Source organism: Gilliamella sp. HK2 (genome assembly GCF_001690265.1).
Lineage (GTDB): Bacteria > Pseudomonadota > Gammaproteobacteria > Enterobacterales > Orbaceae > Gilliamella > Gilliamella apicola_C.
Genome location: NZ_LZGV01000018.1, coordinates 58,724 through 76,091, shown reverse-complemented (window position 1 = coordinate 76,091; position 17,368 = coordinate 58,724). Strand labels below are relative to the sequence as shown.

At 38.8% G+C, this 17,368-nt stretch carries 17 protein-coding genes; 15 read left to right on the top strand and 2 right to left on the bottom strand.

Annotated features, from left to right (window positions below; all coding sequences use genetic code 11):
• Positions 1–17 precede the first annotated feature (17 nt).
• The 3 genes from A9G45_RS14815 to A9G45_RS01950 all read left to right on the top strand — a co-directional run bounded on the left by A9G45_RS14815 (position 18) and on the right by A9G45_RS01950 (position 2,313).
• Positions 18–362 carry an integrase core domain-containing protein gene (locus A9G45_RS14815; RefSeq protein ID WP_081297782.1) on the top strand — a complete coding sequence of 115 codons (345 nt, stop codon included), beginning with the start codon at positions 18–20 and terminating at the stop codon, positions 360–362.
• Positions 363–495: 133 nt separating this feature from the next.
• Positions 496–771, top strand: a complete 276-nt coding sequence (locus tag A9G45_RS01955; protein WP_141673569.1) for a hypothetical protein — start codon at positions 496–498, stop codon at positions 769–771.
• Between the two features lie 9 nt (positions 772–780).
• On the top strand, positions 781–2,313 hold the full coding sequence (locus tag A9G45_RS01950) for a conjugal transfer protein TraG N-terminal domain-containing protein (RefSeq protein WP_065567080.1): 1,533 nt from the start codon (positions 781–783) through the stop codon (positions 2,311–2,313).
• Positions 2,314–2,325: 12 nt separating this feature from the next.
• On the opposite strand, the gene A9G45_RS01945 is transcribed toward A9G45_RS01950, so the two are convergent.
• Positions 2,326–2,682 carry a DUF3742 family protein gene (locus tag A9G45_RS01945; RefSeq protein WP_065567081.1) on the bottom strand — a complete coding sequence of 119 codons (357 nt, stop codon included), beginning with the start codon at positions 2,680–2,682 and terminating at the stop codon, positions 2,326–2,328.
• A gap of 226 nt (positions 2,683–2,908) precedes the next feature.
• On the opposite strand from A9G45_RS01945, the gene A9G45_RS01940 reads away from it, so the two are divergent.
• The 8 genes from A9G45_RS01940 (at position 2,909) to A9G45_RS01910 (ending at position 10,852) form a co-directional block, all read left to right on the top strand.
• The gene (locus tag A9G45_RS01940; RefSeq protein WP_141673568.1) at positions 2,909–4,195 is read left to right on the top strand and encodes a hypothetical protein; all 1,287 of its coding nucleotides are present in this window, start codon (positions 2,909–2,911) and stop codon (positions 4,193–4,195) included.
• A 147-nt stretch (positions 4,196–4,342) separates the two neighbouring features.
• Complete coding sequence (gene mobH / locus A9G45_RS01935; RefSeq protein WP_081297779.1) at positions 4,343–6,292, top strand: MobH family relaxase; 1,950 nt, start codon at positions 4,343–4,345, stop codon at positions 6,290–6,292.
• A gap of 563 nt (positions 6,293–6,855) precedes the next feature.
• Entirely contained in the window at positions 6,856–7,638 is a 783-nt protein-coding gene (locus A9G45_RS01930) for an alpha/beta fold hydrolase (RefSeq protein WP_065567083.1), read from the top strand.
• 94 nt (positions 7,639–7,732) lie between these two features.
• Positions 7,733–8,296: a peptidylprolyl isomerase gene (locus A9G45_RS01925; protein WP_065567084.1), complete on the top strand. Its 564-nt coding sequence runs from the start codon at positions 7,733–7,735 to the stop codon at positions 8,294–8,296.
• Positions 8,297–8,339: 43 nt separating this feature from the next.
• Complete coding sequence (locus A9G45_RS01920) at positions 8,340–8,666, top strand: hypothetical protein (protein WP_065567085.1); 327 nt, start codon at positions 8,340–8,342, stop codon at positions 8,664–8,666.
• Between the two features lie 11 nt (positions 8,667–8,677).
• Positions 8,678–9,514, top strand: coding sequence for an MBL fold metallo-hydrolase (locus A9G45_RS01915; protein WP_065567086.1), 837 nt, complete (start codon positions 8,678–8,680; stop codon positions 9,512–9,514).
• Positions 9,515–9,701: 187 nt separating this feature from the next.
• Positions 9,702–10,013 (top strand): hypothetical protein, encoded by a 312-nt coding sequence (locus A9G45_RS14550; protein WP_218056996.1) that lies wholly within the window; start codon positions 9,702–9,704, stop codon positions 10,011–10,013.
• Positions 9,929–10,852: an acyltransferase family protein gene (locus A9G45_RS01910; protein ID WP_218056995.1), complete on the top strand. Its 924-nt coding sequence runs from the start codon at positions 9,929–9,931 to the stop codon at positions 10,850–10,852. The genes A9G45_RS14550 and A9G45_RS01910 overlap by 85 nt, the downstream gene beginning before the upstream one ends.
• Before the next feature lie 170 nt (positions 10,853–11,022).
• On the opposite strand, the gene A9G45_RS01905 is transcribed toward A9G45_RS01910, so the two are convergent.
• Entirely contained in the window at positions 11,023–11,910 is an 888-nt protein-coding gene (locus tag A9G45_RS01905) for a LysR family transcriptional regulator (RefSeq protein WP_065567087.1), read from the bottom strand.
• 427 nt (positions 11,911–12,337) lie between these two features.
• Here A9G45_RS01905 and prpD point away from each other — a divergent pair, with 427 nt between their 5' ends.
• Genes prpD through A9G45_RS01885 form a run of 4 tightly spaced genes read left to right on the top strand, consistent with a single transcriptional unit; the run spans position 12,338 to position 17,311 of the window.
• Complete coding sequence (gene prpD / locus A9G45_RS01900) at positions 12,338–13,717, top strand: 2-methylcitrate dehydratase (protein ID WP_218056994.1); 1,380 nt, start codon at positions 12,338–12,340, stop codon at positions 13,715–13,717.
• Between the two features lie 49 nt (positions 13,718–13,766).
• The gene (locus A9G45_RS01895) at positions 13,767–14,909 is read left to right on the top strand and encodes a hypothetical protein (RefSeq protein WP_065567088.1); all 1,143 of its coding nucleotides are present in this window, start codon (positions 13,767–13,769) and stop codon (positions 14,907–14,909) included.
• A complete protein-coding gene (locus tag A9G45_RS01890) occupies positions 14,906–15,886 on the top strand; it encodes a hypothetical protein (protein ID WP_065567089.1) in 981 nt (326 codons plus the stop codon). Before A9G45_RS01895 ends, A9G45_RS01890 begins: the two co-directional genes overlap by 4 nt.
• Before the next feature lie 27 nt (positions 15,887–15,913).
• Positions 15,914–17,311: an MFS transporter gene (locus A9G45_RS01885; RefSeq protein WP_065567090.1), complete on the top strand. Its 1,398-nt coding sequence runs from the start codon at positions 15,914–15,916 to the stop codon at positions 17,309–17,311.
• Positions 17,312–17,368: the final 57 nt, after the last annotated feature.

The window sequence follows — 17,368 nt, the reverse complement described above, 5'->3', positions numbered from 1 at the left end:
AATCGTGAGGCGTAAGGATTACCCGTTACTTAGATAAACTGGCCGAATATCATGGGTATCCATTAAAAATACGGGTCGATAATGGGCCAGAATTTACAGGAAAAACCTTTATAAACTGGGCTAAATTACATGGTATAACCATTGATTATATCCAGCCCGGTAGCCCGTATCAAAATGGCTATATTAAACGATTTAATCGTACCTATCGCACTGAAGTGCTCGATTTATATCTATTTAATAATCTAGAACAAGCAAGAAAGGTAACCGAAGAATGGCTAACCATTTATAACACCGAAAGACCGCATGAGGCACTAAATAACGTGACACCGATTGAGTATAAAACACTAAAACAAGCAGCATGATTTTCTTCGTGAGTTGTGTACTAAGTTTGGGGGATTTACATTCTCCATGTACAAAAAACTAAAACTACACTGGCTCTTCAATCGTAGTGTGGCTCTGTTCTTACTCAGTTTAATTGGATTGATGGGCGTTGCAATGATGATTAATGTAGTAGGTATTCAAATAACCGGCACAATGGACAACTGGCGTAATTGGCTAGCACATCACTCATATTATTTCTTAATTTGGCGAATCGTTTTATACACGCTAGTGATTATGGGCTGGTTGTGGGCTAAAAGGCGTTTGACTGCCCGTGAGTTACGCCACTATCCACAAAGCCATATCGCACTTAAACAGCGCTTTCTACGTATTGAAGTCGCAACCGTGATTGCTTTCATTGTATTAGAGCTGAGCAATGGGATCGGGAGATAGTAACGCGTGATGACACTTTATACCTCCGATTATCTTGAATACTACTTAACCCTGGTTGGTTGGATTGTCAGCAATGGCATTTGGCAAGTACTGGAAGCTTCAGGGCTCTTTGTTTTACCCTTTATCAGTATTATTTTACAAGAATGGCTTAAAGCCAGAGCTGAAGGTGCTGATGAAGGTAACAAAGGGGCACTATCAGCTATCCGCGTTGAAAACCGTATTTGGGTGGCGATAGTGGTGATTTTATTTGCCGGTGTGCCTTTTATTGATATTAACCTAGCCAGTATCAAATACGACAGTAGCCGCTCCGAGCAATGCCAAGTACTAGTTGCCAAGCCTGAAGAGACCAATTGGAGCAATGCGTTTACTTCACTGAATAATCAAACCGCTAAAGTACCGCTATGGTGGTTTTTAATTCATTCCGTTTCCAAGGGCATTACCAGTAGTGCGGTCGCCTCCATCCCGTGTGGTATTGATTTACGGCAAATGCGTATCGACATTGATAATACCCGTATCAATGATCCACTGCTTGCTCAAGAAATCGCTGATTTTACCCATGATTGCTATGGACCGGCACGGGCTAAACTCTTTATGAATAGACCCATCCTCACGGATAAACAAATGAGTGATGTGAACTGGATAGGTTCACACTACTTTTTAGATAATGCAGGCTTTTATGACACTTACCGCTCCCATACACCAAGAACCGCTTGGCCATATAACGCAACTCGTGATGCAGGACTTGCTCAAACCAATGACGGTGGTGGTTATCCAAGTTGCACAACGTGGTGGTCAGATAGCAGTAAAGGATTACGTGCAAAGATTATCAAACAAGTCGAACCCGATTTACTGTCACGTTTTGCTCGTTGGTTGCATTTAAAAAGCCGTGATGAAGTGACCGATGAAGTTGTCAGAGCGATTGCCTCACCAAGACAACAAACCATGAACCAAGGCTCCGTCTACACCGATTATGGTGGCGTGGTAGGTGGCAACATGGATAATCGAGTGGTCGGTGCGCTGGGTGATATTGGGCTTGCGGTTGAGTCATTGTCTTATTTTCCGTCAATGGATGTATTACGGCAAGCCTTACCACTGGTGCTGTCTTTTTTAAAAATGGCATTGGTGATTTGTATTCCACTCGTACTACTCATTGGCCTGTATGACTTAAAAACCGTAGTAACAATAAGCTGTGTTGAGTTCGCGTTATTTTTTGTGGATTTTTGGTTTCAACTGGCCCGTTGGATTGACAGTACGATTTTGGATGCTCTCTATAGTTGGGACTCACCTCATAGCAACTGGAATCCGTTTTTAGGTATCGATAATAGCATGGGCGATATGCTCTTGAATTTCGTGATGGGGGCGATGTTTTTGGTATTACCCGGATTCTGGGTGGCATCTTTAAGTTGGGTTGGTGTACGTGCAGGAAATTTTGTACAAATGTTAACGAATGGAAGTAGTGCAGCAAGTGCAGCGGGCGGTCAAGGAGCTGGAACTTTGATAAAAATAGGAAAGATGGTTGCTACCAAAGGTAAATCAAAATAATGATGAGTAAAATTATTCTTCATCATCTGCGCTACCATCAAGGCGAAAATCGTGTTCATTATAGTATCCAAAACCATCCCACCCATTGCGTAATTCAGGTGTTTTAGGTGGCTTTATGTCAATGTCTATCCCAGCTAATAACAAAGTACCACAGATTAAGGTAACAAAAGCCATCCACATTGGGAACAAGATAAACAGTAAGGAAATAAGAATGAACAGATTAATCACTACAGTGAGTTTTTTAGCAAAAGAAGCTGATAATCCTTTGCGAATCAGGAATTGGCACTCTTTACGTAAAATCCAGCCAACAGACTGCCTTAAACGTCCTAGAACGCCTTGTGGGGCTTTGTGGTTAGTGTTGGTTTTCACAGTAGTCACCTTGCGGTATTGGGCTGATGGTCAAAAAATAACATGAGTAGCGGGTTTTATCAACAAAAAACAACATTAAACCGATAAGAAATTAGATTGATCGTTATCGGCGATCAATGGGGTTTTATTGATCTATATAAACGATTTTTATAAGACTTTATTTTTTGTTAAAAGAGTCTACTACCTATAAAGATGAAAACCGAGAAAACGATGAGGACAAATTAAGATGATCAGTAACACACAGACCAAACGCTATTGTCTCGTTCGGCAAGCAACCCTAAAATTTTTCTTGTTATGTTACGTACTACTGTGGTTTATGGCTAACAGCCATGCCGCCGTATCTGCGGTCACAAGCCATTTTATTATCGGCAGCGCTCCAACATTTAATCCTCAGCTTGAACAAGAAATAGCACAACAACAGTTTAGCTTATTAACGTTCAATTATCAGGGGAAGACTTACGATAATAGTACAATGCAATCTTTCCCTGCGGTTGATCCGCTCTCGACAATTCAAGATTTTATCCAACACGTCACGATAGCTCCGATGGTAATAAATGAGGGGGATGCGCTTGATGTGGATGGTGATGGTGTATTTACGGTTACATTGAACAGTGCGTCATTGACGCTTCGAGATAAAAATAATGAGATAATCGATGTGAGTCATACCTTTTGTGAGCTGGTCGATAAAGCCCCCTTTACCTTGCATCTTAATGCAGCGCTTAATTTAACAACTCGCTATGGTGTTCCTAATACAACCGCTTACAATGTTAGTCAACAGTATCTTATCCCTTTAAAACCCACGCTTTGTTATCTAAAACCGAGTCTGACTTATGGCAGTGGTAACTATGCGGGCGTGACGACTATTTGGAATCCACTGCAAGGGTTTATTTACGATGCAAGTAAAACCCCTTTCCCAACAACGGGGATGGATGGACTGAATTTTGATATTAAAGTACTCGGTGTGGATGTGTTAACGCAAGACATTAACACGATTTATTCTCATTTAGCCAATGTTAGTCTGCAATTAAGTCCGATGGATAGTCAAACGCTCCATGTTAAACTCAGTGGCCCAACGGCGAATAATCCCAAACCGTTTACTGCCAATGTATTTAATATTCTGATTGGCCCAGCCCTAACTTACCGCTTTAAAATCAACCATTGGTTTATTTATAACAACGATCAATTACTGACGTGGGGTAATGCCAATAACTGGTGCAATGGGCTTGGGGGTAATCAACGTTATCAATTACCTGCAATAACACAACTGTCCAATGCGAGCCAGGATGTATCGGGTCAAGCCGGGGTTAGAAACTATACTAGAGCTATTGGACAAGGGTTATTACCTGAATGGGGATCGCTTGTCAGTTATGGTCTCATGACCAGTCATTATATTTGGTCAAGTACCTTGCGACCAAATAGCGGTGGACATTATTACGATACCCACAATGTTATCGGCTCTATTTCTTCACCTGTGCCTGCGTTTCAAGAAATGAATTTGTGCGTTTCTAAATAATTTACGTGGTTTTAAAAGGAAAAGGGAAAAAGATTTTAAGCGATAAAGGGTATTAATAGGTAGTTAAGGGTAAGAGTGCCATTACTGACGTAATGGCCTCTACCTGTGAAAAGGTTAAAAAAAGTAAAAAGGAAAAGGAAAAGAGCAATGTGGTCATGGCTGTTTAAGGGGAAAAAAACGATTGGAACGCACGATAACACTCCCACTATCACAGCGCCTATTGTCAATGATGAGTTTATTATTCCACAAACAGCAGAAAACCTATTATCCAACGTGCGCTGCGACCAATTATTAAAAGCAATTTGGCAGCGCACGTCACTTTCTGATTTACAATTTAAACAACTCTATCTTAACCCCATTGAACGCTATGCCGAACTCGTTCAACAGTTTCCTGCTTCAGAAAGTCACCATCATGCCTATTTAGGTGGAATGCTTGAACATGGGCTTGAAATCATGGCTTATGCATTAAAATTTCGCCAATCCTATTTATTACCTATTGGCTCATCACCTGAAGAGCGCAGTGCCGTAGAAGATTGTTGGACAGCCGGTATCGCTTATGCGGCGCTGCTTCATGATATTGGCAAGATCGCCGTTGATATCCATGTAGAATACCAAGATGGTTCAATCTGGCATCCGTGGCATGGTCCTTTAAAAGCCCCGTATCGATTTCAATACCAAAAAAATCGTGAGTATCGTTTGCACAGTGTTAGTATTGGACTGTTATATCGGCAAATAATCGATACGAAGTTACTTGATTGGTTAGCTGAAAGTCATGAGTTATGGTCACTGTTCACCTACTTTATTGCAGGGCAAATGGAACAAGCAGGCGTATTAGGTGAACTTGTCACCAAAGCAGACCAAGCCTCCGTTGCACAGTCACTAGGTGGGAATACCAACCAAGTGATGAACTCACCTAAACATTCACTGCAACGAAAACTGCTTGATGGGCTACGTTACCTGGTCAAAGAAGAACTTAAACTTAACAACAATGGGCCGAGTGATGGTTGGCTTACCGAAGACGGGTTATGGTTAGTCAGTAAAACCGTGTCTGATAAACTCAGGGCTTACTTATTATCACAAGGTATTGAAGGGATTCCTTCCAAAAATTCGATACTCTTCACCGCACTTCAAGAACACCATATTATTCTAAGTACAAATGAAGATAAAGCCATTTGGAATGCCACCGTCACCAGTCACAGCAATGGTTGGTCGCAACCCTTTACTTTTTTAAAAGTGATGCCTTCACTGATTTGGTTAGATGAAAAGCCACCTGTTTTTGAAGGAACCGTTGTTATCAATCTGTCAAAAGATGACTGTCATGCTGAGCAACAATCTGATGATAACGCGACACAAAAAATGCCATCCCCATTTACAGAACAGAATGTATCCGACACAAACCATAAAGTTGAACCAGTCGTAACACCTAACGATTCACTGCCTGCCGATAGTTTAGAAGCGGTATTCAATTTACTTGAACTGAATGACGAGGATGAGCAACCAGTGTTAGAGGAGATAGCCAGTCAATTGTCTGTCACTGAAATCAACTCAACTGAGTCCAACTTAAACATTGATAGTCATCCAACTAATCTTTTTAATACTTATTCATCAATATTACAAGAGCCTACTGAGCAAAAGAGTACGTTGATTGAATTTACCGATACGGAAAAGCAAATAATGCAACAAATTGATGAAATAATCCCATCGGGCGAACATTTTATTCAGTGGTTAAAAGACGCTATCTTAATGCAAAAACTCATTATCAATGAACCACAAGCTTTAATTCATACCGTGGATGATACCTTGTTTATCATTACACCAGGTATATTTATGCGTTATGTGATGGAATTTCCACAGGTGCAACAGATCGCCAAAGTCGAAAAAATTCCCGCATGGCGATATATGCAAAAAGCCTTTGAAAAGCTTAAATACCACAAACGATTAGAAGATGGCTATAGTATCTGGACGTGTGCGGTTGAAGGCCCCAAAAGTACCAAAAAAGTGCATGGGTATTTATTTGATGATCCGACAATACTTATTCCTGATATTGTTTATAATAATCCTTATTTGAAAATTATTTTAAACAGCCCAACTATATAGTTTTTTCGAATAAAAGAAATTTTCATATTCAACTTTACAATACGGATAGAATATTCTTCATACCATTTTTCTTTCCCATCTCTTTTCCTTGTGAGTGTAATGTATCATGCTTCCATCCCCCAATGAATTCAAGCGTACACCAGCATGAAACAGTAATATCAACACCGTTAGAGTCTCTTAAACTATCTGTACCTTATTTGTTAATACAACAAAAAAGGTACAGTAAAGTGGCTAAATTGTTTATTAAAACAGTCAGAAAAAATTAATTTGACAGTATCACTGTAATTCATGAATTCTTTTTCGCTCATCAACCATTTCGATACGGATATCGAAATTATCCATTAGCGCAACAAAAGAAATTATTCTAATAATATTATCAATATGAGAAACATAAAGGATATTAATCTGAAGTTATTGCGAAAATAACATCATATTTTCATTGAAAAGTTCTTCTATGTAATAACTTGAAATAGAGGTTCCAGAAATGAATTAGTTCACCTTAGTCTGAATGTAGCAATATGGAATCGCATGGTATAAGTAAAAATAATCATATGGAGATATAAATGTTTATTAGACCACTGAAATTAACTCAGCATGTCGATGTACAGGGCCCTGAAAATGCAACAACACTGATTCTTCTGCACTCTCTGGGAACGGATTTGCACCTATGGGATTTGCAAATGCCACGATTAACCGAACGTTATCGGGTAGTCAGGTTGGATATAAGGGGGCATGGGCTAAGTGCGGTTGATGCTTTACCTTTTTCAATAGAAGATCTTGCTAATGATGTTATCGCCGTAATAAATAATCTGAAAATTAATAAGTTTTATGTGGTTGGAGTTTCAATTGGCGGCACGATAGCTCAATGGATTGGTTTCAAATTACCTAAACGAGTACAGGGCATGGTGATTATCGATACTTCTTTGGTGAATGCAGCTCCACCATCTCTGTGGCGAGCAAGGGCTGAAGATGTTTTTCAGCATGGACTTGAGCATCTTGAAATAGGAATCATTAGTAATTGGGTAACGCCGCAATTTATCGACTCCCCCGAGGCTGATGGTCTGAGACAAATGTTGCGGAGAACGACGGTAGAAGCTTTTGCAGGGTGTTCATTAGCTATTGCCGATACCGATCTGACCAATATGCATATTCCTAACGTAAGAGCTGTGGTGGTTAGAGGAGCCGAAGATAAACTAACTCCACAAGATTATGCGCAACGCTTGGCACAAAAACGTAATGCTGAATTACATGTGATACCCGGTGCTTCACATTTACCTAATTTTGAAAAACCTGATGAACTTACTCAGGAAATCATTATGTTTGTTGATAGTGCTCATCCACATTAGAGACAATATGTATAGATAAAGTACCCATGAATGTAGTTAATGAATAAATATGGCGACAGGAGATAATTCTTGTTGCAATAAAGGAGTTAATGATATGAATCGTCGGTTGTTTATTGGTGGCTGTTTGGGTTTTTGTGCAGGGAGTCTTGTAGTTCCCTCTGCGTTAAAATGGTTATATTCTAAAGGTGATGTCATTGAAATGAAACTAAATAATGGCATCGTAACGATGCAATTATTTCCTGACTTCGCACCTAACCATGTGGCAAGAATTAAAGCACTTGTACAATCGAAATTTTATGATGGTATGCCATTTGCTCGTGTAATTGATGGGTTTATGGCACAAACTGGTGAACCGCTTAAAAATACATCTCTCGATCCAAGCATATTAACTAAACTGGCAGCAGAAATTAATCCAATTCCGTTTGAAAGAGGAACTCTCGGCATGGCGAGATCACGAAATCCTCACAGTGCCAGCCATCAGTTTTTTATCACCTTGGCCCGGACCCGATTTTTAGATCAAAATCATACTGTATTTGGCAAAGTGATAAATGGTATGGAATTAGTTGATCAACTACGAAGTGGTGATGCCGAATTCGGAATGGTATCTAACCCAGAAGTTATTAAAAGCATGCGTTTAGTAACATCAAGGATAATATAGCCACACAATTACTAAAATACTTACATATAGGAGAAGTTATTCGATGCCCAGTATTACTATTTATACAACATCAGATCATCACCTAGAAACTTGTGATTTTGCTGATTTTTCTACTTCTTTGACCAAACTTACCAAAGAGATTCTGAAAGCTAAAGATAATAATATCCATATAGCTTATCTGATTGCGGAGGTAGGTTATGGGGAACCAGTATACTTTGAGGCTAAACTTAGACAAGAGGTTTTTCGTAGTGAGCCAGTCATGAATGAATTCTCACGTCAGGTTGATTTGTTAATTAGAGAAAAGTTCGGCGTAATTGCGAGAATTCGTTGCTTTCTTTATGATTCCAGTAATATTTTCGCAAAAAATTAAAAGGTAACTGTATGCACGATAAATTGCCAATGAAGGACCTCGGAGAGGTACTAGTAACAGCTGTAAGTGATGGCTACTTAAAAGTTAATTTTGGAATGCTGGCGAATATTAGTGAGGCAGAGTGTTGTTCCATTCAACAAAAAGCCTGCCAAGATGAACCTAATTCAGTACATATAAACGCCTTTTTAGTTCAACGCAAAGGCAAAAATATCTTAATTGATAGTGGGGCGGGTGGTTTTAAAGGATGGGGAGGAAGGATAGTAAATAATTTGGCTAAACTTGCGGTGAAACCAAGTGATATTGATGCAGTATTACTCACACATGCTCATCCTGATCATATAGGCGGCTTGATCGATTCCTACGGAGAGGCAGTATTTCCAAATGCAGAATTAATAATTAGTCAAGATGAGTATAATTATCTAATAGATGACAAAAAATTTTCATCGTCCAGCGATCGTGTCAAAGGCAATTTTATTTTTGCTCGCAACGTTTTCAAACAGTATCAAGAAAATCTGCGGTTAGTTGATGAAGGTGAGGTACTTGCTGGTATACATGCATTACCATTGAAAGGGCATACACCAGGACATACTGGTTATAAAGTCGAGGGAGAAAATAGTAATTTATTGATTTGGGGTGATATCGTCCACTTTCCACATATCCAGCTTTTAAAACCAAATGTCTCAATTGCTTTTGACTATGATCCTAAATTGGCAGCGGAAACCCGTATTCGTATCCTTGATATGGTCAGTTCTGAACACATTCTTGTTGCTGGAATTCATTTTGGATGTGAAGGTTTTGGTTATATTCAAAAGCTTAAAAGAGGATATGGAATTGTAGTTACAGATTAATTAATGTTTGTTTAAATCATCTTTAATAATTTTGATAGCTATTAATATTTTTTATTTTTATAAGATTCAACATAATTTTATCTCAGAACAATTTAACGATATAAAGATACTATTTGTGGAGGAGTATAATGAGTTCTGCAATAACAAAAAAATAAGAAGTTATGATCTGTACGGTAAAGAAAATACTTTGTCTAGTATACAATCAATAGGAGGCAGTAACTCAATACGACCTAAACTTCCTTCTATCACAGGGAGTAGATTTTGGGCTGCTTTTTTAGTCTTTTTATTTCATGCATCGTTGCCGAGTGACCTTGCTCCGTTTGCCGATCCGACAGTCCAACATATATATACCGTTATTGTAGGAAAGCAGGTTGGTTGGGGGTATCATATTTCTTTATTCTTAGTGGATTTATCATGGTATGGTCAGCAAAAGACGTTGATACCGTCAGTGATTTTTACTCAAGGCGTTTTGCTAAAATTTATCCAACACATTTCTTAACATTAATAGTTGCATTTATTATTGGTGCAATAAGTATTTCTCAGTACAAGTTATGGATAACAAACCTTTTTCTGTTAAATACATGGTTTAATGATGCCCACTACTTTTTTGTTGGAAACAGACCTAGCTGGTCTCTTTGCATCGAAGCGATGTTTTATATGCTTTTCCCATTCCTTTATAAGCTTATGAAGGTAATATCTGAAAAATACGATTTATTTAGCCTGCTGATTGTTACCGTAGCATCATTATTAGTTCAAATATGCATTTATATATGGGTTGAACCAAATAAAATGATGGGAGCTTTCCCTATTTCGCAGAATCATTTTTGGGTCTCGTATATATTTCCGCCGTCACGTATTTTTGAGTTTCTCGCAGGTATGTTTGCTGCACGAATGCTGATCAATGGGCGAGCAATTATTTTGACAAAAACAGCATCATTAACGTTATTAATCTTAGCATATATTGGATCAATGTTTGTTCCATATCAATTTAGTATGAGTGTCGTTTTTATCATTCCAGTTTGCTTATTAATTACTTCATTTGCTGGTGATGATCTTAAATGCAAAAAAACAGTATTTAATTCTCAAACCGCCGTTTGGTTAGGAGAAATTTCTTATGCATTCTATATGGTTCATTTTTTAGTATTGTTTTATTTTTTGAATTTGACGGCGGGACGAAAGTTTAATTTAGTGGAAGGGACAGAACTTATTTTTGTTGCATTAGCGTTATCAATATCCTGTGCCGCATTTTTATACAAATACTTTGAAGTACCTCTGATGAAAATAATTTTGGCAAAGTTCCGAGAAAAAACCTTAGTCAGTATACGAGCACCTTCTTGAAAACGGAATAAATGTTATATTCTGAATTTGGATAATAATATTTGTGAGAGAAAGGGATTGTGTCAATAAGATACTCTCCCATTCCTTTAATATCTGAGCAATGTGAAACGATTAGTGTGTTAAAATATTTTAGTAGCATAGTCTGGGCTAGCATCATGCGTACAGGTCAGTTAATAACCGATATCGCGCAACCGAGGATCTTGGAATATTGATATCATCATATCAGTGAATTTATCAGTATCCAAATAGGGACAATCCACACGGTAGATAAGCTCAATTTTGAAATCATTAAACTTTCTAGCTAACTGATGAATTCTTATCTTGTTCTTAATTTCATTACTGATTGAGCAACGTAAGACCAGCGAGACCCCTTTGCCAGCTGCTATGTTTGAAAACAGAACGGGATAAGATCCACATTCAATCACTCGTTTAGGCGTAATGTTACCTTCATTAAACAGTACACTGAAATTGCGAGTTGATGTGGCACATTTTTTACTACTTAGCAAAAATACTTCCCCGTCTAGACTAGATATATTTGTGATTGGTAAATGATTTTTTTCTGTGACAATAACTAGTTCGCTAGAGAGTAATATGGAACGTGTATGCCGTTCGTTAGAAAACCCTGCTCCAATGATGACTGCATCAAATTCGTTTTTATCAAAAGCATTGAGCAAACTGATCGTGTTGCCTATTGAAATATCGATATTCCAGCCCAACTCATCACCTAAATCAATCAAAGCACTAATTATATATGGGGGTAAGCACTCGATTATTCCAATTCTTATGGTCAACTGACTATCTTTGGAATAGGAAATGTTGTTTTTACAATCATTCGCTAGGTTCAGCATTTTAAGTGCGTATTCATAAAGTATCTTACCCTGTGTAGTAGGTAGACATCCTTCGATTTTTCTATCTAATAGTGTAACATCTAGCTTTTCCTCCAAACTTCGTATTCGATGAGAAATACTTGACTGTACTCGATTTAGGCGTTCTGCGGCTTGGGTAATATTCCCTGTGTCTACGACTGTTACAAACGCAAGAAGTTCATCTAGCTTCATTTTAACTCTCCTTCTAAACATTAAATAAATATTTCAAAAATATTTTTAGTTGTCAGAAGAAGATTTGTCGGATAGTCGCAGCAAAGATAGTACTAGGCTAAGAATAAACCTTCATATCTAACAACTCTATTCCATGAGCTTGTCTCAACGTAATATTATTAGGGTATCAATCTTTTCGATGGACATCACGATTTTATTCACTGGTTTTTTATTATTCTGAGAATTATGATTTTGGCATCAATATCGTTTGTCTATTCTATAACGTAATAGTTACGCAATCAAATAGTTGCATGATAAACCGAATAGACTTTTATACGTTATCTGGTGTTAATTACAGCTAATTATGAAATTTTCTACTCGTTAATAGGATAAAATATGGCGCACAATAAGTTTGATAGAATAATGAACGATCTGGTTGATTATGCCTATGAGCAAACAATTTTTGATAATGATGCGATCCGCATGGCACGTTTTTGTTTGTTTGTTAGATTCGATAGGATGTGCGATAGCTGCCTCTTCTGATGCCGATTGTTTGAGATTGATGAATAGTGTGCAATTCAGCAAAAACAGTCAGGGCATTCCTGTTATAGGTAGACCTCTACGGTTAGGACCTATAGAAGCAGCTTTCCAGATTGGTTCAATGATCCGGTGGCTTGAGTTCAACGATACATGGTTAGCGCAAGAATGGGGTCATCCGTCCGATAACTTAGGCGCTATTTTGGCGGCAGCGGCATGGAGTAGCCTTTCTAACAGAAATAAAACTCAAGTCAAAATGGCAGATGTCTTGAACACGATGATTCGAGCATATGAAATCCAAGGCGTACTGTGTCTGTCGAACTGTTTTAATGAATTAGGAATTGACCATGTTGTGTTAGTCAAGATGGCTTCAGCTATTGCAGCTGCACAAATCATGGGATTATCAAAAAATCAGGCTCTTAGCGCACTATCCAACGTGATTATTGATGGTCATGCACTCAGAACTTACAGACATGCACCAAATGCAGGTACGCGAAAATCATGGGCGGCCGGAGATGCAACTGCACGCGGCTTGCAGTTTGCCCTGTTTGCTCAAACTGAGGAAATGGGATATCCCACAGCTTTAACGGCTCAACGTTGGGGATTTAATGACTCAGTTCTGCATGGGCAATCGCTCAACATAACGCGCAAATTGTCTGATTTCGTCATCAAAAATATTCTGTTCAAAGTCCCCAATCCTGCTGAATATCATGCGCAGACTGCGGTGGAAGCGGCGCTTAAATTGCGAGAAAGAATGATTGCAGCTGGTTATTCTTTAGAAACTATCGAATATGTACGCGTTGAAACGACTCTTCCAGCTATTAAAATTATTGATAAATCAGGTGTTCTCAATAATTCTGCCGATCGCGATCACTGCCTCCAGTATATGATTGCAGTGGGGTTACAAACCGGAAATCTGACGATAAAGGATTTTCAAGAGCCTCTAGCTTCTGATCTTCAAGTGGAAGCATTACGCCAGAAAATCACATGTACTGAGTGCCCCTCTTTCACCGAAAGTTACTACGACCCAGACAGGCGTGCGATCCCAAATGCGCTTTATATAAAATGCAGCGGAATGATGGAAGAGATTTCGGAACTTATTGAATATCCACTTGGTCATATTCGCCGCCGTGAAGAATGTTACGGTGCTCTGCTCACAAAATTCCATCAGAACCTTTCCGATAGTCCACTAAGTGATCGTGTTGATGAACTGGCAGATATACTGACTTCAGATACCAAACTTAACGACATATTTGTTATAGATTTTATGAAAATGTTTTTCTTAGGCTAATCTATTTTTTGATCATTGACATAAGTTAATACTATTAAAGGAGATTGAAGTGAAAAAAGCAATACTAGTTGGTTGCGGTGCAGAGATTGGTGCAAACTTGCTGATTCAAAACGATCCTCAACAAGATAATTTTGTTGTGCAGACCGTGGTAACAAATCCGCCTGCTGTTGATAAACATTATCCAGAACTCCGTCCAATTGATGGCATTGTGGCTCGTTTGGCAATGGCACAACCGGGAATACAGTCACGGATCAACATTATTAATGACAATACGCTGAGAATTGATGATCGTGAAATCAATTTTTTCTTTGATAATCTAGCTAACGTGTGCCCTCCGATAGAAGGTCATTTCGATATTGGATTTATCGCTACCAACAAACAAGATATAGATAATAACAGCCCGGTTGCTCGTAATATGCAGAAGTTGGCCAAAGTTGTGTTAGGAGTTGCTGAAGCAAATAGCCTGAAAAGTATCTACGGCTGTCTTAGTGACCTTACACATGATGATATTAGTACGATACAGAGTAATGTTATCAGTTCAGGCATATACTGTCTAGGTTCCTGCCAAACAAATGGCATGCATGCTTCATTGCGTGTAATGGTAGAGGCTTTGAAGGCTGTCAATGGCAATTCTTCTCAAATTGTGTCGATTGAAACCGATATTGTTCATCCAGACACCCCGAATGGTGTGCTCGGAACACGTTCATTTGAGGGTCGTATGCAAGATGCTCGTGATAATCTGAGACCAAGTTTTTCCCAAATTGCAATGAGTCAAAAAAAAGTCATGCCGTGGGCTCCATTGGTCAATACTGTATCTTTAAGGGCTCCGGTTCATGCACCAGGATATCAGATCAATCGTTTTATCGTAGAAGATAAAGGCACGTTAACCATAAAATTGATAGAAGCAGCTATTGAAAATGTAAGCAAGTATTATCCTCATATTGTGATGGCATCACGTTCGCCATTAGGTGGGCGAGCTTATGCTTATGAGCGTAGATGTTCTACTATTCTTTCTGATGTTAATCATCTACTAATTCTCCGTCCTGCATTTTTAGCTAAGCAAAATCTTAGTGAAATAATCATACAGTCATTTGTTAATAATTCGGTGGGTTATACAGCAGTTGTCCGCGCTGTAGCTCGCAATATTGCCCAAGGACGACCAGTTGCAACTTTTAAGGAGATTGAAAAATGACACGCTCACATACCGTTGATTTTTTAAAGTCAGGCTTTGTAGTCAAGACCGCTATGTCAACTTCTTTTAATAACAAAATAAAGTCTGAGGTTGATCAAATTTGTGAATTATACGCACTTTATCCTGAACTTATGGTTCCTGTTTTACACGAGGGTTTGGCAGATGGACGTCAATTCTATGTTCTCGAAAAGAAAGATTCACTCCCGTTATCAAATATTGTGTTTGATGAGCAAAAACCTTTAGCTACTCGACGTAAAATTGTGTTAAATGCTTTGGAAAATATTCAAAGAGCAATTCGATTGGAAACAGAAGATAAGACCACGCAGACCAACTATATGCAAGATAAGTTACTGGAAGAATGGGAGGCCACAAGATTTGCGCATGATTTATTTAATAAACAAGTTCTGCTTAATGGTGCACGTTTTGGTATTACAGCTAGGGATATTTTTGAAAAAGCATTAGCTTTAGCTGACAGTGAAGATTTCCTTTCTGTTGAAAAAGCTCATTTCAATTTTCATTTTGGCAATGTGCTCTATAACGAAGAATTATCGTTGATTAACTTTATTGATCCTGATATTTCTGTCAGTGGTATAGACCCGCTTTTCGGCTTTTCTCGCTTTGCTTTTTCATTCTGGCATGAGCTGGCAACCGAAGTTGAAGATGCCGTTAAAATGATACCGATGTCAGATGCTATCATGTTTGTACTGGCGAAACAGGATTATGGCAATATTCTCAATGAAATTCCAGAAATAGGAGGTATAACAGGTATGCTTCCGCTGATTGGTGAAAGTATGCGCAATCGATTTTATGTCCTCACAGCTTACTGTTTTCTCAGAAGTATTCGTATCAACGGAAGCAAGCAGGAATGGAAAGCCCCTCGTAATCCGGTAATAGCTAGACCAGAAGAAGTATTGATGCTTGGAATGATGACCTTTCTCGAAAGCGAAAGTTTAGATACAAAAATTCTTTGCGCATAATTTCATTAGAATAAAGGACCTGTGAATATGTCGTTGGTAAGTAGTAGCAGTATTTTTGAGCAAGGTTTTGAAGCACCAAGGCGCTATTTTGCAGCCGCGGCCATTTTGATAGGGGTGCTGATGTCAGCATTAGATGGTTCCATTGTCAATATCGCATTACCCTCCATTGCCCGAACGTTACAAATTGATTCTGCATCTAGTATCTGGATTATCAACGGCTATCAGGTTGCCAGCGCAGCCACGATGCTAATTTGTGCATCGCTTGGCTCGAGGGTTGGTGAAAAGCGTTTTTATACAGCAGGTATGATTTTATTTACGCTCTCCTCCTTAGGTTGTAGCCTTTCTTCAACCTTTGGTGTTCTGGTCACTATGCGGATACTACAAGGAGTTAGTTACGCTGTAATGATTAGCGTTGGGTTGGGGCTGTACAGAGTTATATTTCCACCTTATAAGTTGGGGACGATATTTGGGCTAAATGCGATGGTATTTGCGGTGGGTACAGCTATCGGCCCAGCATTAGGTGGAATTATTATTTCTTATTTATCTTGGCCATGGCTTTTTTATATCAACATTCCACTTGGAGGGGTTGCTTTAATCTTTTCGTTTATCTCATTAGGGAAAGATAATGAAAAAGAAAAAGAAAAAGAAAAAGGCTTTGATTTGGCAGGAGCAATTAGCTCGGCAGGAGCACTAGGCTTGATGGTGATTGCAGTTGATCAAATAGGTAGCTGGGAAAATCATTCGTTGATACTTTGCGCAGTGGCTTCAACGATCTTATTTATCCTATTTATTGCTGTCCAGACTCGTTCAAAGCATCCATTATTACCGCTTGATATATTTTGTTCACGCCGATACACCTTCGCGGTGATATCTTCCCTATCGATGTTTGTTGCTCAAGGAATTGCGTTGGTAAGCTTACCTTTTGTTTTACAACATACTTATAACTATTCTGTGCTAGAGTCTGCTTTTATCTTTTCACCGTGGCCGCTAGCTGTAGCTTGTTGCGCACCTATTGCAGGAAGACTGTCAAACCGTTTGAATCCTACCCATATATCTACTATTGGCGTGATGTTTTTTTGTGTAGGTTTAGGTTCATTAGCTTTGTTACCGGAAGCTGCGACAGTGAGTGATTTCTTGTGGCGAGTGGTCATTTGTGGCGTTGGTTATGGTTTTTTTCTACCACCAAATAATAAGGAAATGTTTAGCAATGTTTCAAAAAATCGAACAGTCACAGCGTCTGGAGTATTATCTACAGCAAGAACGACTGGGCAGTCAATCGGTGCTGCTTTGGTAGCTATGGTAATTGCGCTATTAAATGGATTAATGGGTAGTACCAGCGCAGAATTTGGTGTATATGTTTTTTCTATGGCTTGTGTAATTGCTGCAATATCATCTATTGCTAGTACATTACGTCTACGTTGTTAAAAAAACTCAAGAAGTGGTTAATTGTGTATGTAAATTCCAAAGGTACTATCAAATTAA